This is a genomic window from Bradyrhizobium sp. CCBAU 51627, assembly GCF_028128765.1.
GTDB lineage: Bacteria > Pseudomonadota > Alphaproteobacteria > Rhizobiales > Xanthobacteraceae > Bradyrhizobium.
The window spans coordinates 253,775-275,597 of sequence record NZ_LBJG01000027.1; the positions used below are offsets into that span (position 1 = coordinate 253,775).

Genomic DNA, 21,823 nt, shown 5'->3' on the forward strand with positions numbered 1-21,823 from the left:
TGGAAAGTCAGGGCGCGGAATTTCGTAGAGAATTGGAGCTTATGTGGCGAGATCGCCACGGATGTAAGAGATCGCGCTATTCCACCAATTCCGGCCACGGCACGATCGTCGACTTCACAGTCTTCATCGCCATCGCGTCCTTCACCGCCTGCGAAACGCCCGCTTCCGTGAACGGATAGATCGTCTGCATCTTCAGCCAGGGATACCTGTTCGCCGTGCGATAGAGCATGTCGACGCCGAGCGGGAGATCGTTGCCCGTAAAACCCCAGGAGCCGAGCACGTTGAGGTCCTTGGTGCAGATGCGATGCCAGGACGTGTCGATCGAGCCGGCGTCGGTGAACTGGCCCATCTCGACATAGGTGCCGCCGTCGCGCAGCATCTCGATGCCTTCAGGGCCGGCACTCGGATGACCCGAGCAGTCCATCACGAGATCGGCGCCGAAGCCGCCGACGATCTCGCGGACCCGCGCGATGCGCTCCTGCGGCAATTTGAGCTCTTCGATGTCGACCGTCGCTTCCGCACCGAACTCGCGCGCGAGCTTGAGCCGCGGCTCCTCCGGCGCGCCGACGCAGATCACGCGCCCTGCTCCCATCTCCCTGGCCGCTGCGACCGCCAAAATGCCGATCGGGCCCGAGCCCTGGATCACGACCGTATCGCCCCAGCTGAAACCGCCGGCCCGCGCCGCCCGGTTAAATGCACGGATGCAGGAGGTCAGCGGCTCCGATAGCGCGCCCAAGCGTAGCGACATGTCGTCGGGGAGCTTGTAGATCTTGGTGCCCGGCAGCATGTCGAGATCGACATAGACATATTCGGCCCAGCCGCCCCACATATGCGGCGCCTTGTCGAAGCCGAGATAGCGGCCGTAATAGACCGGCGTCAGGCATTTGTTCGCGGTTTGCGGATAATGGATGCAATAATAGCAGCGGCCGCACGGCATCAGCGGCGGGATCATCACCTTCGATCCGACCTTGAGCGGCTTGCTCATGAAGTCTTCGGTGAACTCATCGCCACATTCGACGATGACGCCGCCGAGCTCGTGTCCGAGCGTGAACGGCCAGGGCAGCGGCTTCGGCCAATGTCCTTTCAGGATATGCAAATCGGTGCCGCAGACGCCGCACGCGCCGATCTTGATCAGCGCACCTTTGCGGCCGACCTTCGGCCACGGCACGGTCTTGATCACGGGCTCCGAGCCCGGCCCTGCGTGGGTGCATACGCGGATCGTTTCCATAACTGTTTCCTCACGCCTGCTTTGCCTACTTTATGGGCGCGCAGCCAGGAAAGCTTAGGGGCGATCCGGCCGCCGATGTGGCTTTTTGAACGCATTGTGTCGATCGGTATTCGCCGCGCCAAATCATAACGCGGCATTAACCCTATACACCTTAGGGTCGTGTCGGACTCCGCCCGGGCGGGGGGTCGGGTAGTGAAAATGGCGTTGGCGAACAAAAAGTTTCTTCCGGCCACCGAGGAACGTCGGCGTTTCCAGCGGGTGAAGGTGCACCTGCTCGGCCGTTACATGCTGCCGGACCGCCGTGAATTCCCCTGCCAGGTGATCAACATGTCGCCCGGCGGGCTCGCGCTGCTGGCGCCCGGCATCGGCAATGTCGGCGACCGCGTGGTCGCCTATCTCGACCATATCGGCCGGGTCGAGGGCAAGATCACCCGGATCATCGACAACGGCTTCGCCATGACGGTCGGGGCGACGCCGCGCAAGCGCGACAAGCTCGCGGCTCAGCTGACCTGGCTCGCCAATCGCGACATCCTCAACCTGCCGGAGGACCGCCGCCATGACCGTATCGTGCCGCGCAACCCGATCGCGGTGCTGACGCTCGAGGACGGCACCAAGATGACCTGCCGCATCATCGACCTCTCGCTGTCAGGCGCGGCCATTGCCGCCGAGAACCGCCCACCGCTGAAATCGATCGTGCTGCTCGGCCGGGTCCAGGGCCGCGTGGTCCGAAACCTCGAGGACGGCTTCGCGCTCGAGTTCATGCGCGAACAGCCGATGGAGACACTCGAAGAGAGCGTTACCGCGCGGTAAAGCGAAAGCGCGCCAAAACCCCTGTTATTCCAGCCTCAAAGGCGGCCTGCGCGATGCGGAGGCCGCCTTTTTCGCGTCCGGCTGCGGCCTCAGTCGGGTTAACGCGCGACCCTCTCAGCCCAGAAATGGCAGTTCCGCCAGCGTTCCCGCGTTAATCCCTACAATTTGAATCAATTGCAGTCGTCTCAAATTTTATTCAAATTCAATTCAAGTATAGATCGAATTAGCCGCGCCTTTTACTTGCATTCGTCTCGAGTTGACTTGGCTGGCTTAGCGGCAACTCAAAGCTCCATGCGCAATGTGGTCCCAACAAAAAACGGGGGCCGCAATGTTGGACTTCAGGGGACAGGGGAAGGCACTGGCACTTGCTGCCATGCTCTTCGGGATCGGCGCAGCAGCGCAGGCTGGTGAAAGCCGTGTGCTCTACGCGAGCCTTGGCGATACCACGCGTGCGCCAATCGGCTGGGTCGAGTTTTGCGCAGAGAATGCCGCTCAGTGTCAGGGCGGGCCGACGCAGCCGCGCGACATCGTGATGTCGCAGAGCGCGTGGCGCGACCTCGTCAAGGTCAATCGCTGGGTCAACGAGACCGTCAAGCCTTTGACCGACCAGGACCACTGGGGCGTGGTCGAGAAGTGGTCGCTGCCGACCGACGGCTACGGCGACTGTGAAGACTACGTGCTGTTGAAGCGCAAGATGCTGATGGATGCGGGTTGGCCGCGCGAGGCCCTGCTCATCACCGTCGTGCGCGACAAGAAGGGCGAAGGCCACGCGGTGCTGACGGTGAAGACCGACAAGGGCGAGTTCGTTCTCGACAATCAAAACGAGAGCGTCGTTGCCTGGACGGAGACCGGCTACCGCTTCGTGAAGCGCCAGTCGCAGAGCGATCCCAACGTCTGGGTCTCGCTCGGCGACACCAAGCCGGCGGTCTCCACCGCCAGCGCAAGAGATCAGTAGTTAACAGAGAACGAGTTACGCGGCCCGGTCACATCCCCACCCCTCCCCGTCCCAGACCGGTTCGCGCGCGGCCAGCCATCCCCCAATGGCTGGCCGCAACCTTTTTGGGTGTCGTATCGCGCACGCCGTAGCGCGCACTTCAGTCTGCAAGGCCTGCAGGCAAGATCGACGCTGGCTCGCCACCCTCATCCTTTGTCGGCGCTGATGCGTTACCGACCTCCGGCCGCGCGGTTCGCACCGATATCGGAGGAGAGCCAAACATCCTCGAATAGGCCCGCGAGAATGCGGCAGCGCTTCCAAAACCCACACGACGAGCCACCGACTTCACCTGCCCGCCTCGAGCCAGTTCCCGTTGCCCGAGCATCAGGCGCCAAGCATTGAGATAGGCGGCGGGCGTTGTGTCGAGGATTCTGGGAAAGACGTCCATGAATCGGCTGCGCGACATGCCGGTGATTTCGGCGAGTTGCTCGACAGTCCAGGATCTCGCCGGATCATCATGCATCGCCACGATCGCCCGGTGCAGAGCGGGATGCGAGAGGCCCGCAAGAAGACCCGGCTTCGTCGCACCCGCATCGATCGCCTCTCGCAACACCAATAGCACGATCAGCTCACACAGCCGGTTCAGAGCGACGCGCTGGCCGCAGCGATTGCCATGTCCCTCGGTAACAAAGATGCCGACCAAGGCCTGCAAGGTCGGGCGGCCGTCGAGGTTGACCTCCACCATTTCAGGCAGGGCATTCATCAAAGGGTTCGTTGAACCGCCGAAATCGACCACTGCGGCGACGAGCAAGTTGGGCTGACGCCGGTTGTCGCCCCTGGCGTAAAGGACCACCCGCTCGGCCAAGCCAGCTTGGCCGGTTACGACCAGGTTGGCCGTCGCACCGGCCGCGTCCTGCGAGACCATTGCCACTGACAGGTCAAAGGCCTCGAAGAAGGCGGCCAGTCGGTCGCGCTTGGGTCTTTCAGGATTTTCAATCATGTATTCTGGATGTTTCATGTTCGAGAGTATGGCAAAGAGGGAGCGTTCTCGCAACGGCCTGAAACCTGGCCAACTTGCCCAATCGGAGTCCTCATGCTCACCCCCCGACAAAAGGCGCCGGATCTGTCGGTCGAAACGCTTGGCTTCGGCCGCTTCGTCCTCGCCGATGAAACGCCACACCGTTTCACGCTCATCTGCTTCTACCGCGGCCTGCATTGCCCGATCTGCGCCAACTACCTCAAGGAGCTTGAACGCCATACGCCGGCCTTCGCCGAGCGCGGCGTGACGACAATCGCGGTCAGCTCCGACAATGAGGAGCGCGCACGGTCGATGGCTGAGAAGGTAGGCGCTTCAGCGCTGCGTTTCGGCTACGGACTGAGCCTTCCCAAAGCGCGCGAATGGGGCCTCTACATTTCCGCATCGCGCGGCAAGACTTCAATTGGCATTGAGGAGCCTGCGCTGTTCTCCGAGCCCGGCGTCTTCCTGATCCGCCCCGACAAGACCATCTATTATCTATCGGTGCAGTCGATGCCATTCGTGCGGCCGAACTTCGGCGAGATGGTTCAGGCACTCGACTTCGTCATCAAGAACAACTACCCGGCGCGAGGTGAATTCACCGGCGCGGTTTGAGAATGAGAAGCGAGTCGGGAGCGAGGCAGTTACCCCTTGCTGCGCGCGCAACGCCAGCGTGCCCCGTCAATCACCCAGTGGGCGTTGTCCCGTGATTTCTTCACGTCAACGCCCAATTGATCAGGCCCCCAGCACGTCCGCGAGCCGCAGCTCGTCGGCGGCGGGATCCTTCAAGAAAAGCTCGGCCTCGATCTCGTTCAGATGCGACAGCATCTGCGCGCGCGCGGCCTCCCTGTCGCGCATGCGGATCGCGGAGACGATCTCGGCATGATGATCGGTGCCGCAGGCGGGCGTATCGTGGCGGCGATAGAGCAGGATGATCAGCGAGGAACGCGCGATCAGCTCCTTGAGGAAACCGAGATAGATGCTGTGGCCACTCATCTCGGCGACGAGCCGGTGAAACTCGCCGGAAAGCCGGACCGAGGCGCGCGCATCGCCGCGCAACTCGGCCTCGCGCTCTTCCGTGAGGTGTTGCTGCAGGCGTTCGATCCAGGCCGGCGAGACAGCATCGACGGCGTGATCGACGATGGTGGGCTCGATGAGCCGCCGCGCCTCGAACACCTCGCGGGCGTCGGCCGGCGTCGGGCGAGCGACGAAGGCGCCGCGGTTCTTCTCGATGTTGACGATACCCTCATGCGCGAGCTGTTGCAGCGCGGTGCGGACCAGCGTGCGGCTGGCGCCATAGATCTCGCCGATCTCGTCCTCGCCGAGCTTGGTGCCCGGAAGCAGGCGATGCTCGAGGATCGCCGCGGTGACGCCCTCCCTGATCCGGCCGACGCGATCGCTCACGTCGGGCGCATCGGATTTCGGGCGGGATTTGGCGGCCATCAGTTCGAAGTGTTGGGTTTGAGGGCTCGATCGGCGTTCGGCCCTGGATGGTAATCGACGAGCTGTATCCAATCACAGGCGAAACTTTATACAATCTTCGCCCATTTCGTGTGCACATGCCGGCCCGCCCGTGCGTCGCACCAAACGCGCCGGATTCAATCTAACGACCTGACTCCGCTGCACAGTTTTCGAATTCGGCAATCCTGGCGCTGTTGGCACGGACCTTGCGGAGAGAGGCGCAGCATCGCCCTCTCGCGGACACACCATGGCCACTCCCGCCGCTCTCGAACTGGTCGCCGTCACCAAGCGCTATGACACGACACTGGCGGTCGACAACGTCAATCTGAAGATTCCCGCCGGCACCTATTGCTGCCTGCTCGGCCCCTCCGGCTGCGGCAAAACCTCGACCTTGCGCATGATCGCCGGCCACGAGGCGGTCAGCGAGGGCGACATCATCCTCGGCGCGCAGAACGTCACCGATCTCGAGCCCGCCAAGCGCGGCACGGCGATGATGTTCCAGTCCTACGCGCTGTTTCCGCACCTCTCGGTGCTCGACAATGTTGCGTTTGCCCTGAAAATGCGCGGCGTCGACAAGCCGACGCGGAACAAGCGCGCCGGCGAGCTGCTGGAGCTGGTCGCAATGACCCCCTACGCCGCACGGCTTCCGGCACAACTCTCCGGCGGCCAGCAGCAGCGTGTCGCGCTCGCCCGCGCGCTGATTACCGAGCCGCAAATCCTCCTGCTCGACGAGCCGCTGTCGGCGCTCGATCCGTTCCTACGGGTCAAGATGCGGGGCGAATTGAAGCGACTGCAGCGCGAGCTCGGCATCAGCTTCATCCAGGTCACCCACGGCCAGGAAGAGGCGATGGCGCTCGCCGACCACATCGTGGTGATGAACCACGGCAGGATCGAACAGCAGGGCTCGGCCCGCGACATCTTCCATCACCCCCGCACCGAATTCGTGGCGCGCTTCATCGGCGGCCACAACGTGCTCAGCGACGCCGGCAACCTCATCGCCGTGCGCGCCGATCAGCTCGGCATCGTGCCGTTCACTGACGGCGCGTTCGGCGCGCCGGCGCTGCTGACCCAGACCGAGTACCAGGGCTCCTACATCGCCGTCTCGCTCACGCTCGAGGACGGCACCGCCCTGTTCTCCCACGTTCCCGAAGCCACCTTCGACGTCCACCCGTTCCGTCCGGGCGATCGCGTGCTGGCGACCTGGGATCCCGCCAAGGCGCAACGCCTGCAATAGCGCCGTCATCACAGAAAATGCGCAACACAGAGGAGTGACTGGAATGACCGAGACCACCAAAAAGACCGGCGTCAGCCGCCGCACGCTACTCAAGGGCACCGCGGGTCTCGCGGGCCTCGCCGCCGGCTCCGGCGCCATTACCGGTTTCCCCTACGTGATGTCGGCCGAGCCGAAGGTGCTGCGCTATCTCGGCACCGCCGTGAACGAGGGCGACGACATCTCCAAGCAGTGCCTGAAGGACACCGGTATCAAGATCGAATACATCACCGCGACCACCGACGACGTCACCAAGCGCGTGATGACCCAGCCGAACTCGTTCGACGTGCTGGACACCGAATATTTCTCGCTGAAGAAGCTGGTGCCGTCGGGCAACATCCTTGCCCTCGACGCCAAGAAGATCAAGGAATTCGACAACATCACCCCCGTCTTCACCAAGGGCGAGACGCCCGGCGGCAAGAAGATCGGCGGCCAGGGCACCGCGCCCTGGAAGGTGCTCTATCTCGAAGGCAAGGACTCCAAGACCTTCTCCAAGACGCCGACCGAGTTCGTCACTCTCATTCCGACGGTCTACAACGCCGACACGCTCGGCATCCGTCCTGATCTTATCAAGCGCCCGATCAATTCGTGGTCCGAGTTGCTCAATCCCGAGTTCAAGGGCAAGGCCTCGATCCTCAACATCCCCTCGATCGGCATCATGGATGCCGCGATGGTCGTGGAAGCCACCGGCAAGCACAAATATGCCGACAAGGGCAACATGACCAAGGACGAGATCGATCTCACCATGAAGGTGATGACCGAGGCGAAGAAGGCCGGACAGTTCCGCGCGTTCTGGAAGGACTTCAACGAGAGCGTCAACCTGATGGCCTCGGGCGAAACGGTGATCCAGTCGATGTGGTCGCCCGCGGTGACGAAGGTGCGCTCGATGGGGATCGCCTGCACCTTCCAGCCGCTGAAGGAAGGCTATCGCTCCTGGGCCTCCGGCTTCTGCGTCTCCAAGGGCGTCTCGGGCGCCAAGCTCGATTGGGCCTACGAGTTCGTCAACTGGTTCCTGTCAGGCTATGCCGGCGCCTACCTCAACCGCCAGGGCTATTACTCGGCCGTGCTGTCCACCGCGAAAGCCCACATGGAGCCCTACGAGTGGGCCTACTGGATGGAAGGCAAGCCGGCCGAGAAGGACATCAAGGCGCCCAATGGCTCGCTGCTGGAGAAAGCCGGCGCCGTGCGTGACGGCGGCTCCTACGAGGACCGCATGGGTGCGGTCGCGTGCTGGAACGCCGTAATGGACGAGAACGACTACATGGTCCGCAAGTGGAACGAGTTCATCGCCGCGTGATGGATACGTCGCAAGACATCCTGCAACAGGCATCCCCGGACCTCGTCCGGGGATCGGACACGGCGCGCCCTGCGAAAGCGGCGCGCCTGTCGCCCTCCTTCGTCTCCTGGCTGCAAGCCGGGCCGATGATGCTGGTGTTTCTCGCCTTCTTTCTCATCCCGCTCGTCTTCGTCGTCATCGTCTCGTTCTGGGACTACAACGAATATCAATTGCTGCCGGCCTTCTCGGGCCGCGGCTATACCGACACGTTCGAAGGCTGCATCGCGCAGCTTCCCGATCTCTGCACCATCGCAAAGACCTATCTGAAGACGCTCAAGCTTTGCTTCCTGGTCTGGGCCATCACGCTCTTCATTGGCTTCTGGGTCGCCTATTTCCTCGCCTTCCACGTCAAGTCCAAGACCTGGCAGATGGGACTGTCGCTGCTCTGCACGATTCCGTTCTGGACCTCCAACGTCATCCGCATGATCGCCTGGATCCCGCTGCTGGGGCGCAATGGCCTGGTGAACTCCGGCCTGATGAAGACAGGCCTGATCAATCAGCCCGTGGAATGGCTGCTGTTCTCCGAATTCTCGGTGGTGCTGGCGCTGGTTCACCTCTTCACCTTCTTTATGGTCGTACCGATCTTCAATTCGATGATCCGGATCGACAAATCGCTGATCGAGGCGGCCTATGATGCCGGCGCCACCGGCTTCCAGACGCTGGTCAACGTCGTCGTTCCGCTGGCCAAGCCCGGCATCGTGATCGGCTCGATCTTCGTCATCACCATCGTGATGGGCGACTTCATCACCATCGGCGTGATGGGCGGCCAGCAGATCGCGGCCGCCGGCAAAATCATCGAGACGCGGGTGAACGCGCTGCAATTCCCCGCCGCGGCCGCCAATGCGGTGATCCTGCTCGTGATTACGTTCCTGATCATCACCATGATGTCGCGCATCGTCGACATCAAGAAGGAGCTGTAGGCGATGAAGGAAGGACGTCCGCGCAGCTTCTATGTGCTCGCGATCTTCTTCGCGGCCTATGTGCTGTTCCTCTATGGCCCGATGATCGCGATCTACGTGCTGTCATTCCAGGGGCCGCAGGGTGGCCTCACCTTCCCGATGAACGGCGTGTCGACCTACTGGCTGGCAAAACTATTCCAGGGCACCGGCATCATCGATCTCGGCGCGTCCTTCCGTCGCTCGCTGCTGCTCGGCATCATCGTCATGGTCGTCACCGTGGTGCTGTCGGTCGCGGCCGGCATGGCCTTTCGCAGGAAGTTCAGGGCGCAGAGCATCCTGTTCTACTCGGCAATCGCAAGCCTCATCGTTCCCTCGATCATCACCTCGCTCGGAATCTCGCTTGAATTTCGTATCATCGACGACCTGATCAAGGCGCATTGGAACGAGAATTTCGAAACCTCGATGGGTCTGCTGACCTCGGGGCTCGGCGCACATCTGACCTGGACGCTGCCCTTCGGCCTGCTCATCATGTTCGCGATCTTCAACCGCTTCGATCCCCGGCTCGAAGAAGCCGCGCGCGATCTCGGTGCGACGCCATGGCAGACCTTCCGTCATGTCGTGCTGCCGATCATCCTGCCCTCGGTGATCGGCATCGGCCTGTTCGGCTTCACGCTGTCCTGGGACGAGCTCGCGCGCTCCAGCCAGGCAATCGGCGCGGTAAACACATTGCCGCTCGATCTCCAGGGCCTCACCACGACAGTGACGAACCCTGACATCTATGCGCTCGGCACCATCATCTCCGCGGTGTCCTTTGCGGTGATCGCGCTTGCGCTCGGCACCATCCACATGCTCAACAAGCGGCAGGCGGCCAGGGGCTCGGACGCCGGCAAGGGACTTGTCTGACCAAGATGCGGCTGCACATCGTCAATCCCAACACGACCGCGTCGATGACGGCGAAGATCGCAGCGGCGGCGCGCGCGGTCGCGCAGGCCGGCACCGTGATCGATGCGCGCCAGCCCACGATGGGACCAGTCTCGATCGAGGGATTTTACGACGAGGCCTTCGCCGTTCCCGGCATGCTCGGCTGCATCCGTGAGGCCGAGCGCGATGGCGTGGAGGCGCACATCATCGCCTGCTTTGACGACACCGGCCTCGATGCCGCACGCGCTGCGGCGAAGGCGCCGGTGATCGGCATCGGCGAAGCGGGCTTCCACATGGCGAGCCTCATCGCGGCGCGCTTTGCCGTGGTGACGACGCTCGGCGCTTCCATCGTGCCGATCGAGTATAACCTGAGAAAGTATGGCCTCGCCGATCGTTGCGCCCGCGTTCGCGCCGCCGAGGTCCCCGTGCTCGCGCTCGAGGAGCGCAACGCAGCGGCCCTTGGAAAGATCTCTACGGAAATCACGGCCGCGATCCGCGACGACCGCGCGGAGGCCATCGTGCTCGGCTGCGCCGGCATGGCCGATCTGGCTGCCGAGCTCGCGCACGAGCATGGCCTGCCCGTCGTCGACGGCGTCGCGGCTGCGGTGACGCTGGCTGAGGGGCTGGTGCGGCTGGGCTTGACGACATCCCGGCTCGGCCCCTACGCGGCGCCGCGGACGAAGACCTATTCCGGGCCGTTGGCGGGGTTTGCGCCGTAGACCTGCGATCCCCGCATAGCGGGGTGTCGAGCCTTCCCTGACGCTCTCCCGCTCAAGCCGAATGAGGCCTGCGCGGGTTTTTCGTGGCGCACGCCCTCGAGCGCGGGCGCTTTCGCCTTGGGCCAGCTCGCTTTTTTCCCCGGTGGTCACCTTTTCGTCCCATTTGTTGCTGAACTGTAACGCTTTCGGGACGTCTCGGCCGCCTTGTTCTTCATTCTTGTGCTGCCGCTCTTCGCCACTCACCAAGTTTCAATTTGGGTTTTGTCAGCGATGATCGATCTCGCAGAGGACACACCGTCCAATCCCCTCCTCCGTCTCGGTGCCCAGCCGATCGCGCTGGCGGCTGCGGCGCTGCTCCTGCTGATAGCCGGCGTCACCTCGATCGCGATCTGGCGTGCCTATACCGGCGCTACGCCGGAGACCGATCGGGTGATCGCCTCGCGGCAGCTTCAGGCGCGCGCGGCGCTGGCCTCCGAGCAGCTCGTCGAGAAGACCAAGGGCTTGGAAGTGACCCAGCAGGAATCGATCGATCAGCTTCAGGTCGTACAGGACCAGCTTTCGACCATGAAACGGCTGCTCGCCTCGCAGCAGGCCGACACCAAGCGCCTGTCGGAGCAAGTCGCCAATCTGAACGAATCCATCGACGGATTGCGGCAATCCTTTGCCAGCGTCCGCGCCACCGAGGCTGAGACACCCTCGGTTACTTCGAAGAGACCGGCGCGTCACCGCGTTCATGCCAGCGCCCGCAAACGCTCTCGCGGCTGATTGGATCCAGGGCCGCCGGCCTTTATTTTCGTCACTTGTGAAATGGATCACATTCGTCCGTGTGATTCCGCGCGATGCTCGCCCATACCGGATGGCGTGAGCCGATTTCAATATCCGGGGCTGGCAAGGTCGTTGACGGTATACTGCGTCAACGGCCTTGTTTCTTTATGGCGGTATTTAAATGCCTCAGCGGGGGACCCCGCCAATCCTGAATCCTTATTCGCAGACCTGAGCGCGACGGACGCGCCAGCCCCATTGCGTCATCACCCGCCGCGGCACGGGATAGCACTGCGCGCCATAGTCCTCGTGGCCGACGCCGTAGTAATCGTAAAAATAGGGATCGCCGTAGTACGTGTAGCCGTAGCCATAGGCGCCATAATAGCCAGCGCCTGCGATGCCGGCACCGATGGCGACACCCGGCCAGAAGCCGCCGCCATGCCAGCGGTGGCCCCAGCCGCCATGACTCCAGGCACGGCCATGCAATCCGCCGCCATGCCCGAACCCGCTTCCCGCCTGCGCCGCCCCGGGCGCTGCGAGACCGACCGCTGCAACGGTTAGTGCGGCCATCATCATCTTGCGCAACATCAACTCACCCTCCGCGTGGAAACGCTCCACGCTGCAACAGGGCCAAGCTAACGTCGCTCGAGCATTGACGATAGGCAGGGTGGCTCACTTCGGCGCGAGCGTCAGCAACCGCGGCAGATGCTCTTCATCTTTTTGTCGAGCAGCCGGTTCTCGGCGCTCACCGTCGCGTCGGCGTCGCGGTTGGCACCGGCGGTGCCGGTGGTGACACCCGGCGCCGTGTTGGCGCCGGAGGATTGTGCCGTGCCCAGGCTGTTGGTGCCAGGCGGCGGCGACGGCGCATTGCCGACGCCGCCAGTTGATCCCGTGGCTCCCCCGGTGCCTTGCGCGAAGGATATCGCCGGCGTTGCGGCAAGACTGAAGACGACAATCAACGTCTTGATCGATGCGCTTGCGGACAATCTGGTCATGGGAATTCTCCTCGACCGTCAACGACCGCGGCAAAGCCAGGTTCCGGAACAAATCCCCTCACATCAGCTTGAGGATTCGATGGTGCGCCAGAAGCAGAATCGGCAAGAGCAGGATGATGATGGATCGCGATCCCTTTGCAGACGGCGAGCGCGCAGCGCGCGAAAACATTCCGCCGGAAGCCAACCCGTATCCGGAAGGCAGTAACGAGCATGCTCTGTGGGCAGCCGGCCACGAGAAAGTCGCGGGCGCAGGCGAGGCACGGGAATCCGAAGGAAGCTGATGTCCCTCCGGAGGGCCCGGACCGGCCGCTACGCGGCGGCGCCGATCTCCTTGCCGAGATCCTCGACCATGGTCACGAAGATATGCGAGTCCTCTCCGGCTCCGCCGATTTGCAGGCGCCGCCACGATACCCGGCGCCGACCGCGGATCGGATTGTTGATCGTATCGGTGACGGGCTCCAGTTGCTGCTGCTGGGCTAGCAGCTGCTTGTCGCGCTGTTCGATCAGATCGGCAGTTTCCTTGGAGAACAATTCGCGCGCTGTCTTGCCGACGATTTCGGCGCGCGACATGCCGATCTGCTTTTCGGCAGCCTTGTTGATGAACAGATAGCGCAGGTTGCGCGCATCCTTGGCGATGATGCCTTCGGTCACGTTCTCGATGATGGTGGCGAGGAAGCGCTCCATCCGCTCGAGCATGCGCTCACGTTGGCGCTGCTCGGTGACGTCCTCCTGCACCGACACCCAGCCGCCGCCGTCCATCGGGCGTTCGTAGATCTTGATGGTGCGGCCGTCATTCAAGCTGATCTCATAGGCCGTCGGTTCACGCCTGGCGATCCGTTCGAGCACAGCCCCGACATATTTCGTGACGTCGCCGCTGAACAACCCGCTCTTGACCCGGTGCTGAAGGATTTCTTCCAGCGTCGATCCGGCCTGGATCGTCTCGGGCAGGTTGTAGATCTTGCGGTAGTTGGCGTTCATCGCGACAACGCTCGCCTTGCCATCGAGCATGATCAGACCGTGCGGCATGCTGTTGATCGCGGCCGACAGCTGCCACTTCTTGGCCTGGTACTTGTCGTTGAATTTGTCGCGCTCGGTCATCGCCGCGTCGCGCGCCTGTGCGGTGCCGAGCTCAAGCTCTTCCAGCTCGAAGATGCGCGCCACGGCGTCGCGGAAGTTCTGGACGGCGCGCGCAAGATGCCCGATCTCGTCGTGACGGGCGAGATGCGGCACCTTGCTTCTGACGTCGCCTTGGGCGATCCGGTCGGTCGCCTGCGTGATCTCGGCCAGCGCGCCGACCACCGAGCCGCGCATCACGACGACGTTCAGCCCCGCGAGAAGGAGGGCCGCGAGCCCGAGCATGAACAGGTAGGCGGCGGCGTAGCGGTTCTCGTCGGCGAGTTGGTCCGCCTGACGGGCGCGCTCTCCGTAAATGCGTTCGAGCGCCTCGAGATCGCTGTTGAGCTTCTTGCGCAGCGTGCGGTTGGCATCATTGTCGCCCCATTCGCGCGCCGCTGCAGGACTGATCTCGAGACCGCGCCGCACCAGCTCCTGGCGGAAGTCGATGAATTGCGCGATGCGCTCTCGGAAAGTGGAGAAGAGTTCGGCCTCGTCGCTACCGACGGTCCGCTCCATGCTCTTCACGGTCTCCGCGAGCTCGTGGTTGCGCCGAACCAGCGCGTCGGCGAACTGTTTCACCGCACCACGATCGGCGGAGATGTAGATGCCGCGCGATTCCATCACGATGGCGTAGATCAGCGCGTTGATGCGTCCGATGCCGATCTCGGCCTCTGCGGAGGTGACATGCATGTGACGATAGGTCGTCTGCAACCGGACGGTCTGGATCGACATCACGAGCAGGAAGGTGGTGATGATCGCGAGGAAGCCCGCGATGCTGTAGACCTTCTCCGCAAGGCTCAGCGTGTCGGCGCCCCGCACGAACCGCACCAATTTCTTCAAAAAGCTGGTTCCGGTGGCAAAGCCGGATTCCAGCGCCTTAGCTCCCATGGCGCTGCTCCTCCTGGTTGAAAGTGCTCCAGGATAAGCACCGCCGCGCTAGCGGAGGATTAAATTACCGGCCGGTATTTTTACGGTTTGGAACCGTGCCGCGCAGTCGATGCGCAGGCGGCGCAGGCCTCAGCCGATCCGCTTCAGGCCCTTCTTGAAGCGCGGGCCATTGGCGACGTAGAACCTCGCCGCGCTCCCCATCCGCTGCACCTGAGCATCGTCGAGCGTGCGGATCACGCGCGCGGGAGAGCCGATGACCAGCGAGCGTTCGGCAAACTCCTTGCCCTCGGTGATGACGGAACCAGCGCCGACGATGCTGTTGCGGCCGATCCTGGCGCCGTTCATCACGATCGAGCCCATGCCGATCAGTGCGCCCTCTTCGATGGTGCAGCCGTGCAGGATCACGTTGTGGCCGACGGTGCAGTCCTTCCCGATCACGAGTGGGAAGCCGAGATCGGTATGACAGGTCGAGCCGTCCTGCACGTTGGCGCCCTCGCCGATCTCGATCCACTCATTGTCGCCGCGCAGCACGGCGCCGAACCAGACGCTGGCGCCCGGCTTCAGGCGCACGCGACCGATCACGGTCGCGGTCTCCGCGATGAAATAGTTGCCGTCAGAGGGAAGATCGGGCGCCTGCCCGTCGAGCTCGTAGATCGCCATGGAGGTCTCCTGTCGCGTTAAGCCATAGCGAAACGACGGCGTGGAGGCAAAGGGGCCCGCCGCGCAACCCTGGAACGCGTCAGCCCAGAACGCCGGTCGCGCGCAGCGTCATCAGGAAGAAGGTGCCGCTCATCATGCTCCAGAAGCCGGCGATGACGGTCGCCATCATCACGAATTCGAAGCGACGGCTTTCCAGCCGCATGCCCCGCAGCGTGTTGCGCATGATGATGAAGGGCGCCGCGAACACCAGGAACGGCACCGCTGCAAAGGTCCGGGCAGCGACGCCCTCCTGCAACAGCCCGAAGCCGGCGGGTCGCTGCGAGAGCGCCTGGTATCCGTTCGCGAGGGCGCCCGCGAGCGCAAAGCCGATGCAGATCGAGAAGAAAGTATTGAGAGCTTCAGGTGTCATCGGAACAGTCCGCTTTAACGCAACGCGAGGTCCATTCCTGTGACAAATAGCGCCGGTTAACGCTACATTATCCTTAAGGGAAGGTTAACGATCCCGCCCGTCCCGCGCAGAGCCCCCTCCCGTTGCCCCACACAGGGAACCCTGCGCGAATTCGCCGCCGCATGGCATATTCGCCGGTGATTCGTCGGCCACCGGCCGACTTCCGGTCATCTTGCGCGACGTCATGACGGTGTTTTCACTAACCTCCCCTCGGTCTTCCAGGACAGGCGCAAAGACGCGCAGCCGGGCGCATATCGTCCCGTTCGCACTCACCATCGTTTTCGCGGCAAGCGCGGTCGCACTGGTCGCCTATCTGCTGTGGCCGACCTGGAGCACGGGCGGTGCGGACGCGCCGGACAAGCTGCCGGTCAGCGTCGGGGGGACGCTGTTCAATCTGCCGATCTCTGCGATCCGGATGAAGATCCAGCGGCACTCCGGACCGCAGGAGCGCATCGATCTCGATTTCCTCTATCCCTCGCTGCAAGCACCGAACGGACCGCGGCACGTGACCGCGGACACCGTCGATACGGCCATGCAGCCGATCGATCGCATCTTCCTGTCGATATCAGCGCATCACGATGCGCTCTCGCCGGAGCAGCGAACGTCGACGATCTATCCGCGCTATCTCGACCAGGCCGCGACGACATCTGGCGACGGATTGACGATGCGCCCGTTCCGCAGCGACACGCCCTATGGCAGCGAGGATCTATATTCGGCGACATCCCCCGCGCTGACGGCACGTTGCACGCGCGATGCAGCCACGCCCGGCACCTGCCTGTCCGAGCGCCGCGTCGGCGCCGCCGACCTCACCTTCCGCTTTCCGCGCAGCTGGCTGTCGCAATGGCGCGACGTCGCGGACGCCATGGACAGGCTGACGGCGCAGCTGCGCGGGCCGCACGGCTGAGCCCGGCCGCGACAAAGAAATCGAAAACAACCCCATGCACAGTAACCAAGCGACTGGCGCTTCTTCGTATTTTTCACTTCTTCGATTTTTACGAATTGCGACTCGACCTGTCGGGCAAAACAGGGGCATGATGCCAGCATCGGAAAATTCGAATGATGCAGGAGCTGTGCTCCCAGCCGACGGCCATCAAGGCAAATCATACGCCATGATGACACGCGTCTCGGCGACAGGCATTGCCGCGCTGCGCTTGCGCCCGGCCTGACCGTGGTCACCAAGAAGCTCGATACGTGCTTCCTGAAACCGGCGGCAGTCGGACCGATCACGGCGCGGGCGCGCGTCGTCGAGCAGACGGAGCGCGACGTGGTCGTGCGGGCCGAACTCGTCGACATGCGGTACATCGCGGTTGCCGACGCTACCGCGCGGCTGCGCATTCTTGCGAAGAGATAAATCCCGGAGGTCGCCAGCTCAGGCGCTCGCCGTATCGCGCCGGTCCCAGCGATAGTCCGGCAGGTCCAGCCTGTCCGCGATGTCGCGACCAACCATCAGTCTTGCCGCGCCCGGCCATGAGAAGGTCCTGACGACCTGATTTCGAAACCAAAGACCGGATGAGGTCCTCGGCGCAAAGGCTGCGGCGAAGCGCTCAGCTCCGCGCTGCTTGGCGGCGATATAGCTCCGAAGCCGGGCCTCGTAGGCCTTGAAGGCTTCCCGGTGGTGCCCGTCAGCGCGCGCGAGCTCGCCCGCAAGCACGAACGCGGAGATCATGGCCAAAGCCGAGCCCTGCCCGGCCGCCAGCGAGACGCAGAAGGCCGCATCGCCAATCAGGGCAATGCGGTTTTTCGACCACCCATCCATCTTGATCTGACTGACACGGTCGAAATAGAGATCATTGCTGCGCTCCAGTTCGTCCAGAATCTTTGGCCACTCCCATCGCGCGCCGCGATAGATGTCGCGCAGCTTTGCCTTCTGATCGGCATGCGTCGTCGGCCATCGACCGGCCTCGTCGGCGAAGATGAAAAGGAACAGCGTTCGATTATCATGCAGGGCAAAGCGCCCGATCATGCGGCCCGGCTCGGTGTGCATGAGATACGTATTTTCGTCGCGCCTGTCGTAACCATGAACCTCGAACGCGGCGACGCCGTATCCGAGATGACGTTCGAAAGCCGGTTGCGGCCCGAACACAAGGCGCCGTACTTGTGAATGCAAACCATCAGCCCCGATCACGAGATCGAAACGGCGCTCTCCGCCACGCAGCAAGCGGACCCCGATCTCGTCGTCCCGCTCCTCGAGCACAACGATCTCGTCGTCGAAGATGACCTCCGTGGAAGCGCTGATCTTTTCGTACAGCAGGCGTGACAGATCGCTTCGCGCCAAGGTGACAAAGCGTCCGCCCGTGAGCTCGTCGAACACGCGTGTACCGAAACCGGCAACCCGCCGACCGCCCTCATCGACGATCCGCAACTCGCGCACATGATAGCCGGCCCGATCGATCGCCGGCAGCAGGCCCATGCGTTCGGCGATATCGTAGCCCAGTCCCCAGAAATCGATGACGTAGCCGCCGCGACGAAGCACGGGCGCACGCTCCACCAGCGTCGGCACGTAGCCGGCGCGCTTGAGCCAATACGCCAAGGTTGGCCCTGCGATCCCCGCCCCGGAGATCAGCACAGTCTTCATGAAGAGGATATGGGAGGTGCGGCGATCGATTGCATCGCCACGTCAACCACGTGTGATGACGCGGGAAGTTCCGCGTCACCGAGCCAGCCGGACTATTCCTGATCGACGAGATCGTCTTCGAGGATCGCCATCTGGAACTGGAATGAGCGATCGTCGTCCTCGTCATCGACGAACAGCACGCCGATGAACTCCTCGCCGATATAGACCTCGGCGCTGTCATCCTTCTTCGGCCGCGGCACGACGCGGATCTTGGGATTGCCGAATACGCGCTTCAGATACGCATCCAGCTTTCTGACTTCTTTGACGTCCACGGCAAGTCTCCGATCGAAATTTGGTCGGCGGGTTTTAGGACGAGACGCGACGAACCGCCAGCATGAATTGCCAAAGAATTTGGGGACGACAAGGGCCCGAGAACCCGGCCCTTCCTGACGAGCTCAAAGCCCCATCGCGTTGATCATCTGGTCCATGGTGCGCGACGGCTCCGCGCAGCCGGCCTCGCCGACGATCTTGGCGGGTACGCCCGCGACCGTGACGTTGTGCGGCACCGGCTTCACCACGACCGAGCCGGCCGCGATGCGCGCACAATGACCGATCTCGATATTGCCGAGGATCTTTGCGCCGGCGCCGATCAGCACGCCGTGACGAATCTTCGGATGGCGGTCCTCGTTCTCCTTGCCGGTACCGCCGAGGGTGACGCCGTGCAGGATCGAAACGTCGTCCTCGATCACCGCCGTCTCGCCGCAGACGAAGCCGGTGGCATGGTCGAGGAAGATGCCGCGGCCGATGCGCGCGGCGGGATTGATGTCGGTCTGGAACACCGCAGAGGCGCGGCTCTGGAGGTAATACGCAAAATCCTTGCGGCCCTTCAGATAGAGCCAGTGCGCGAGCCGATGGGTCTGGATGGCGTGAAAGCCCTTGAAGTAGAGCAAGGGATCGATGAAGCGCGAGGTCGCGGGATCGCGGTCGTAGACGGCGACGAGATCGGCGCGGAAGGCGTTGCCGAGATCGGGATCATCGCGCAGCGCCTCGTCATAGGTCTGCCGCACCAGGTCGCCCGACAGCGCGGAGTGATCGAGCCGGTCGGCGACGCGGTGGACCACCGAATCTTCGAGGCGGCTGTGATGCAGCACCGTCGAATAAATGAAGGTCGCAAGCTCGGGCTCGCGGTGGACGATGTCCTCGGCTTCGCCGCGGATCCGGTCCCAGATCGGATCGAGCGTTGCGAGCTTTCCTCCGGGATTGACCTGATGCACTGCCATGGGATTCGCTCTTTCGAATTGGCTGGTTTTGTTGGCTCTAGGTTTTTTGTTTTGTCGCGTTTTCTTTACGCGAACCGGTATCCACTTCGCTCGAAAACGCTCTATAGCACAGTGTAGGCGACAAAGTCCTGACGGGCTTGCCTGAGAGTGAACAGCGCCTTGCCCCGCGAAAGCATGCCAAATCTTTGAAACACAACAGGTTTTTCTAGCGCCCCCGACGGCAAGGTCGGCTCAAAATGGTCAGAGTCTCGCCAAATTCAAGCCGGGCGGCGTCAAACTATTGGTGAATTTCGTCACAACCGTTATTGCGGGCATGGTCCGAGAGAGGACGGAGCGATTTTGAGCATCACCACCGATCAATTGCGCGCGCGCGCCGCGGGTACGTTTTGGCTGCGGCTGGCGGCGGTGGCGCTCCCCCTCCTCATGATCGCGCCGGCGTTCTGGAACGGCTATCCGCTGTTGCAATGGGATACCGGCGGCTATCTGGCGCGCTGGTACGAGGGCTATCTCGTCCCCAGCCGCTCCACCGTATTCGGCATCTACCTGCACTTTGGCGAAGGTTTTGGCTTCTGGATCAACCTCGCGCTCCAGTCGCTGGCAACGCTGTGGCTGCTGCAACTGACGCTGCGCGTGCTCTCGATGATGCAAACCTTCCGCTTCGTCGCGATCAGCCTGGTGCTGATCCTGTCGACCGCCCTGCCCTGGCTGGCGAGCATGCTGCTCACGGACATCTTTGCCGGGCTGTCGGTGCTGTCGTTGTTTCTCCTGGTCGTCGGGGGCAATCGTATCTCGGGGCTGGAGAAGGCCTCGCTGTTCGTCTTCACCGCCTTCTCCGCCGCAACCCACAGCGCCACGCTCGGCGTGCTGCTCGGGCTCTGCGTGGTTGGCTGGACCATGCGCCCGTTCCTTCGGCATCGCCTTCCGATCGCTGGCCTCGCCCAGGCGAGCCTCACGATCGTCGTTGGCGCCCTGATGCTGATCTCGGCCGACCATGCGCTGTCGGGCAAATGGGCCTGGACACCCGGCGGCTACGGCGTCGCATTCGGCCGCATGATGCAGGACGGCATCGTCGCACGTTTCCTGAATGACCACTGCCCCCACGAGAACTTCAAGCTCTGCCCCTATCGCAACGAGCTGCCGGCAACCGCCGACGAATTCCTGTGGGGCAAAAGCATGTTCAACACGCTCGGCCGCTTCGATGGGCTCAACGACGAGATGGGTTACATCGTCGTGCATTCACTCGCCGATTATCCAGCATGGCAAGCCGGTGCGGCGCTGCGGGCGATGGGCCAGCAATTGCTTCACGTCGCGACCGGCGAAGGCTCCAGCGTCTGGATCCCGCACACCTACGGCATCATCGAACGCTACATCCCTGCACAGGTGGCACCGATGCGCGCTGCGCGCCAGCAACATTGGGGCCTCAATTTCGACTACGTCAACTGGCTGCACGTGCCGGTCGCGCTGATCTCGATGCTGGCGCTGGTCGCGCTGCTTGGACATGCACTCGCCCATCGCAGGCTGGACGATCTGACTCTGCTGGCGACGACCGTAACGCTGGCATTGCTCGGCAATGCCTTCATCTGCGGCGTGATCTCGGGGCCGCACGACCGCTACGGGGCCCGCATGGTATGGGTGGCGACCTTCGTGGTGCTGATGGCGCTGTTTCGCTCGCCTGGCGACGACGGGTCGGCCAACGAGACTTCACCCGCGGCGTGACAGGAAATCCAAAACGCCTGCTTTGTAGACCTTGTCCCCGACCGCGCGCATGTGATCGCGGCCCGGAATATCGAGCACTTCCGAACCGGGGATGATCTCACCTAACGCGCTGGCCGAGCCCGCAACGTCGTCGGTCGAGCCGACCGCGATCAGCACGGGCACCTCGATGCGGGCGGCCTCTTGCCTGGTCATGAGATCGCGCGTGCCGCGCAGGCAGGCTGCGAGCGCACGCCGATCCGAGCGGGTCTGATCGGCAAAGGCGCGAAAGGTGCGGCCGACGGGATCGGTGACGTCGTCGAGCGAGGGTGCTTCCAGCGCTTTCGCCACGTTCTCGTCGGGCCCGGTGCCCTCGATCAGGCCGCCGACGCCGATGCCGCCGAGGATCGCCGAGCGCAGGCGCTGCGGCTCGTTCAGTCCGAGCCAGGCCGCCATCCGTCCGCCCATCGAATAGCCCATGATATCGGCCTGCGGGATGGCGAGATGATCCATCAGCGCGAGCACGTCGCCGGCCATGGTCGCAATCGAGTATTGCGCGGGCTCGTAGAGTTTTGCGCTTTCGCCATGGCCGCGATTGTCGAACGCAATGACGCGGCGGCCGTTCTTGCGCAGCTCCGAGACCCAGGTCGGATAGACCCAGTTCACGTTCTTGCTCGAGGCAAAGCCGTGCACCAGGATGATCGGATCACCCTCGCCTTCGTCGAGATAGGCCATTTCAACGGCGCCGTTGTGAAAGCTCGGCATCAGCAGTTCCGCAGATTTGAGGGAAAGATTGATCTTAGAGCATGATCCGGAAAAGTGTGCAGCGGTTTTC

At 63.1% G+C, this 21,823-nt stretch carries 25 protein-coding genes; 13 read left to right on the forward strand and 12 right to left on the reverse strand.

The window, feature by feature from the left end; all coding sequences use genetic code 11:
* Positions 1-76: 76 nt before the first annotated feature.
* Positions 77-1,228, reverse strand: coding sequence for a zinc-binding dehydrogenase (locus XH88_RS24725; protein ID WP_271670864.1), 1,152 nt, complete (start codon positions 1,226-1,228; stop codon positions 77-79).
* Between the two features lie 198 nt (positions 1,229-1,426).
* On the opposite strand from XH88_RS24725, the gene XH88_RS24730 reads away from it, so the two are divergent.
* Positions 1,427-2,038, forward strand: coding sequence for a PilZ domain-containing protein (locus XH88_RS24730; RefSeq protein WP_271670865.1), 612 nt, complete (start codon positions 1,427-1,429; stop codon positions 2,036-2,038).
* Positions 2,039-2,366: 328 nt separating this feature from the next.
* Positions 2,367-2,993: a transglutaminase-like cysteine peptidase gene (locus tag XH88_RS24735; RefSeq protein WP_271670866.1), complete on the forward strand. Its 627-nt coding sequence runs from the start codon at positions 2,367-2,369 to the stop codon at positions 2,991-2,993.
* Positions 2,994-3,132: 139 nt separating this feature from the next.
* On the opposite strand, the gene XH88_RS24740 is transcribed toward XH88_RS24735, so the two are convergent.
* Positions 3,133-3,990 carry an AraC family transcriptional regulator gene (locus XH88_RS24740; RefSeq protein ID WP_271670867.1) on the reverse strand — a complete coding sequence of 286 codons (858 nt, stop codon included), beginning with the start codon at positions 3,988-3,990 and terminating at the stop codon, positions 3,133-3,135.
* A gap of 75 nt (positions 3,991-4,065) precedes the next feature.
* Here XH88_RS24740 and XH88_RS24745 point away from each other — a divergent pair, with 75 nt between their 5' ends.
* Positions 4,066-4,602 carry a peroxiredoxin-like family protein gene (locus XH88_RS24745; RefSeq protein WP_271670868.1) on the forward strand — a complete coding sequence of 179 codons (537 nt, stop codon included), beginning with the start codon at positions 4,066-4,068 and terminating at the stop codon, positions 4,600-4,602.
* 120 nt (positions 4,603-4,722) lie between these two features.
* Here XH88_RS24745 and XH88_RS24750 read toward each other — a convergent pair whose 3' ends face one another.
* Positions 4,723-5,430, reverse strand: coding sequence for a GntR family transcriptional regulator (locus tag XH88_RS24750; RefSeq protein WP_271670869.1), 708 nt, complete (start codon positions 5,428-5,430; stop codon positions 4,723-4,725).
* A gap of 265 nt (positions 5,431-5,695) precedes the next feature.
* Here XH88_RS24750 and XH88_RS24755 point away from each other — a divergent pair, with 265 nt between their 5' ends.
* From XH88_RS24755 to XH88_RS24780, 6 genes are all read left to right on the forward strand, one after another.
* Positions 5,696-6,682, forward strand: a complete 987-nt coding sequence (locus tag XH88_RS24755) for an ABC transporter ATP-binding protein (protein ID WP_271670870.1) — start codon at positions 5,696-5,698, stop codon at positions 6,680-6,682.
* 43 nt (positions 6,683-6,725) lie between these two features.
* Positions 6,726-8,015 carry an ABC transporter substrate-binding protein gene (locus tag XH88_RS24760; protein WP_271670871.1) on the forward strand — a complete coding sequence of 430 codons (1,290 nt, stop codon included), beginning with the start codon at positions 6,726-6,728 and terminating at the stop codon, positions 8,013-8,015.
* Positions 8,015-8,974, forward strand: a complete 960-nt coding sequence (locus XH88_RS24765; RefSeq protein ID WP_271670872.1) for an ABC transporter permease — start codon at positions 8,015-8,017, stop codon at positions 8,972-8,974. The genes XH88_RS24760 and XH88_RS24765 overlap by 1 nt, the downstream gene beginning before the upstream one ends.
* Positions 8,975-8,977: 3 nt before the next feature.
* A complete protein-coding gene (locus XH88_RS24770) occupies positions 8,978-9,856 on the forward strand; it encodes an ABC transporter permease (protein ID WP_271670873.1) in 879 nt (292 codons plus the stop codon).
* Positions 9,857-9,861: 5 nt separating this feature from the next.
* A complete protein-coding gene (locus tag XH88_RS24775; protein ID WP_271670874.1) occupies positions 9,862-10,593 on the forward strand; it encodes an aspartate/glutamate racemase family protein in 732 nt (243 codons plus the stop codon).
* 270 nt (positions 10,594-10,863) lie between these two features.
* On the forward strand, positions 10,864-11,358 hold the full coding sequence (locus XH88_RS24780) for a hypothetical protein (protein ID WP_271670875.1): 495 nt from the start codon (positions 10,864-10,866) through the stop codon (positions 11,356-11,358).
* Positions 11,359-11,574: 216 nt separating this feature from the next.
* On the opposite strand, the gene XH88_RS24785 is transcribed toward XH88_RS24780, so the two are convergent.
* Positions 11,575-11,943, reverse strand: a complete 369-nt coding sequence (locus XH88_RS24785; protein WP_271670876.1) for a hypothetical protein — start codon at positions 11,941-11,943, stop codon at positions 11,575-11,577.
* A 101-nt stretch (positions 11,944-12,044) separates the two neighbouring features.
* The gene (locus XH88_RS24790) at positions 12,045-12,350 is read right to left on the reverse strand and encodes a hypothetical protein (RefSeq protein WP_271670877.1); all 306 of its coding nucleotides are present in this window, start codon (positions 12,348-12,350) and stop codon (positions 12,045-12,047) included.
* 116 nt (positions 12,351-12,466) lie between these two features.
* Here XH88_RS24790 and XH88_RS24795 point away from each other — a divergent pair, with 116 nt between their 5' ends.
* A complete protein-coding gene (locus XH88_RS24795) occupies positions 12,467-12,631 on the forward strand; it encodes a hypothetical protein (RefSeq protein ID WP_271671015.1) in 165 nt (54 codons plus the stop codon).
* Between the two features lie 28 nt (positions 12,632-12,659).
* Here the strand turns inward: XH88_RS24795 and XH88_RS24800 are convergent, their stop codons facing one another.
* From XH88_RS24800 to XH88_RS24810, 3 genes are all read right to left on the reverse strand, one after another.
* On the reverse strand, positions 12,660-14,354 hold the full coding sequence (locus tag XH88_RS24800; RefSeq protein WP_271670878.1) for a PAS-domain containing protein: 1,695 nt from the start codon (positions 14,352-14,354) through the stop codon (positions 12,660-12,662).
* A gap of 129 nt (positions 14,355-14,483) precedes the next feature.
* Positions 14,484-15,014 (reverse strand): gamma carbonic anhydrase family protein, encoded by a 531-nt coding sequence (locus XH88_RS24805; protein ID WP_271670879.1) that lies wholly within the window; start codon positions 15,012-15,014, stop codon positions 14,484-14,486.
* A 79-nt stretch (positions 15,015-15,093) separates the two neighbouring features.
* Complete coding sequence (locus tag XH88_RS24810; protein ID WP_271670880.1) at positions 15,094-15,423, reverse strand: DUF6949 family protein; 330 nt, start codon at positions 15,421-15,423, stop codon at positions 15,094-15,096.
* Positions 15,424-15,646: 223 nt separating this feature from the next.
* Between XH88_RS24810 and XH88_RS24815 the strand changes: the two genes are divergently transcribed.
* Complete coding sequence (locus XH88_RS24815; protein ID WP_271670881.1) at positions 15,647-16,366, forward strand: hypothetical protein; 720 nt, start codon at positions 15,647-15,649, stop codon at positions 16,364-16,366.
* 198 nt (positions 16,367-16,564) lie between these two features.
* Positions 16,565-16,813 (forward strand): hotdog domain-containing protein, encoded by a 249-nt coding sequence (locus tag XH88_RS24820; RefSeq protein ID WP_442868468.1) that lies wholly within the window; start codon positions 16,565-16,567, stop codon positions 16,811-16,813.
* Positions 16,814-16,831: 18 nt separating this feature from the next.
* Here XH88_RS24820 and XH88_RS24825 read toward each other — a convergent pair whose 3' ends face one another.
* The 3 genes from XH88_RS24825 to cysE all read right to left on the reverse strand — a co-directional run bounded on the left by XH88_RS24825 (position 16,832) and on the right by cysE (position 19,296).
* Positions 16,832-18,037 (reverse strand): FAD-binding domain, encoded by a 1,206-nt coding sequence (locus XH88_RS24825; RefSeq protein WP_271670883.1) that lies wholly within the window; start codon positions 18,035-18,037, stop codon positions 16,832-16,834.
* A gap of 92 nt (positions 18,038-18,129) precedes the next feature.
* A complete protein-coding gene (locus XH88_RS24830; RefSeq protein WP_007602550.1) occupies positions 18,130-18,348 on the reverse strand; it encodes a DUF3126 family protein in 219 nt (72 codons plus the stop codon).
* 123 nt (positions 18,349-18,471) lie between these two features.
* Positions 18,472-19,296: a serine O-acetyltransferase gene (cysE, locus tag XH88_RS24835; protein ID WP_220014608.1), complete on the reverse strand. Its 825-nt coding sequence runs from the start codon at positions 19,294-19,296 to the stop codon at positions 18,472-18,474.
* Positions 19,297-19,635: 339 nt separating this feature from the next.
* Here cysE and XH88_RS24840 point away from each other — a divergent pair, with 339 nt between their 5' ends.
* Complete coding sequence (locus XH88_RS24840; protein ID WP_271670884.1) at positions 19,636-21,012, forward strand: hypothetical protein; 1,377 nt, start codon at positions 19,636-19,638, stop codon at positions 21,010-21,012.
* Here XH88_RS24840 and XH88_RS24845 read toward each other — a convergent pair.
* Positions 20,998-21,753, reverse strand: a complete 756-nt coding sequence (locus XH88_RS24845) for an alpha/beta fold hydrolase (RefSeq protein ID WP_271670885.1) — start codon at positions 21,751-21,753, stop codon at positions 20,998-21,000. The two genes, XH88_RS24840 and XH88_RS24845, sit on opposite strands and share 15 nt — an antisense overlap.
* Between the last annotated feature and the right edge of the window lie 70 nt (positions 21,754-21,823).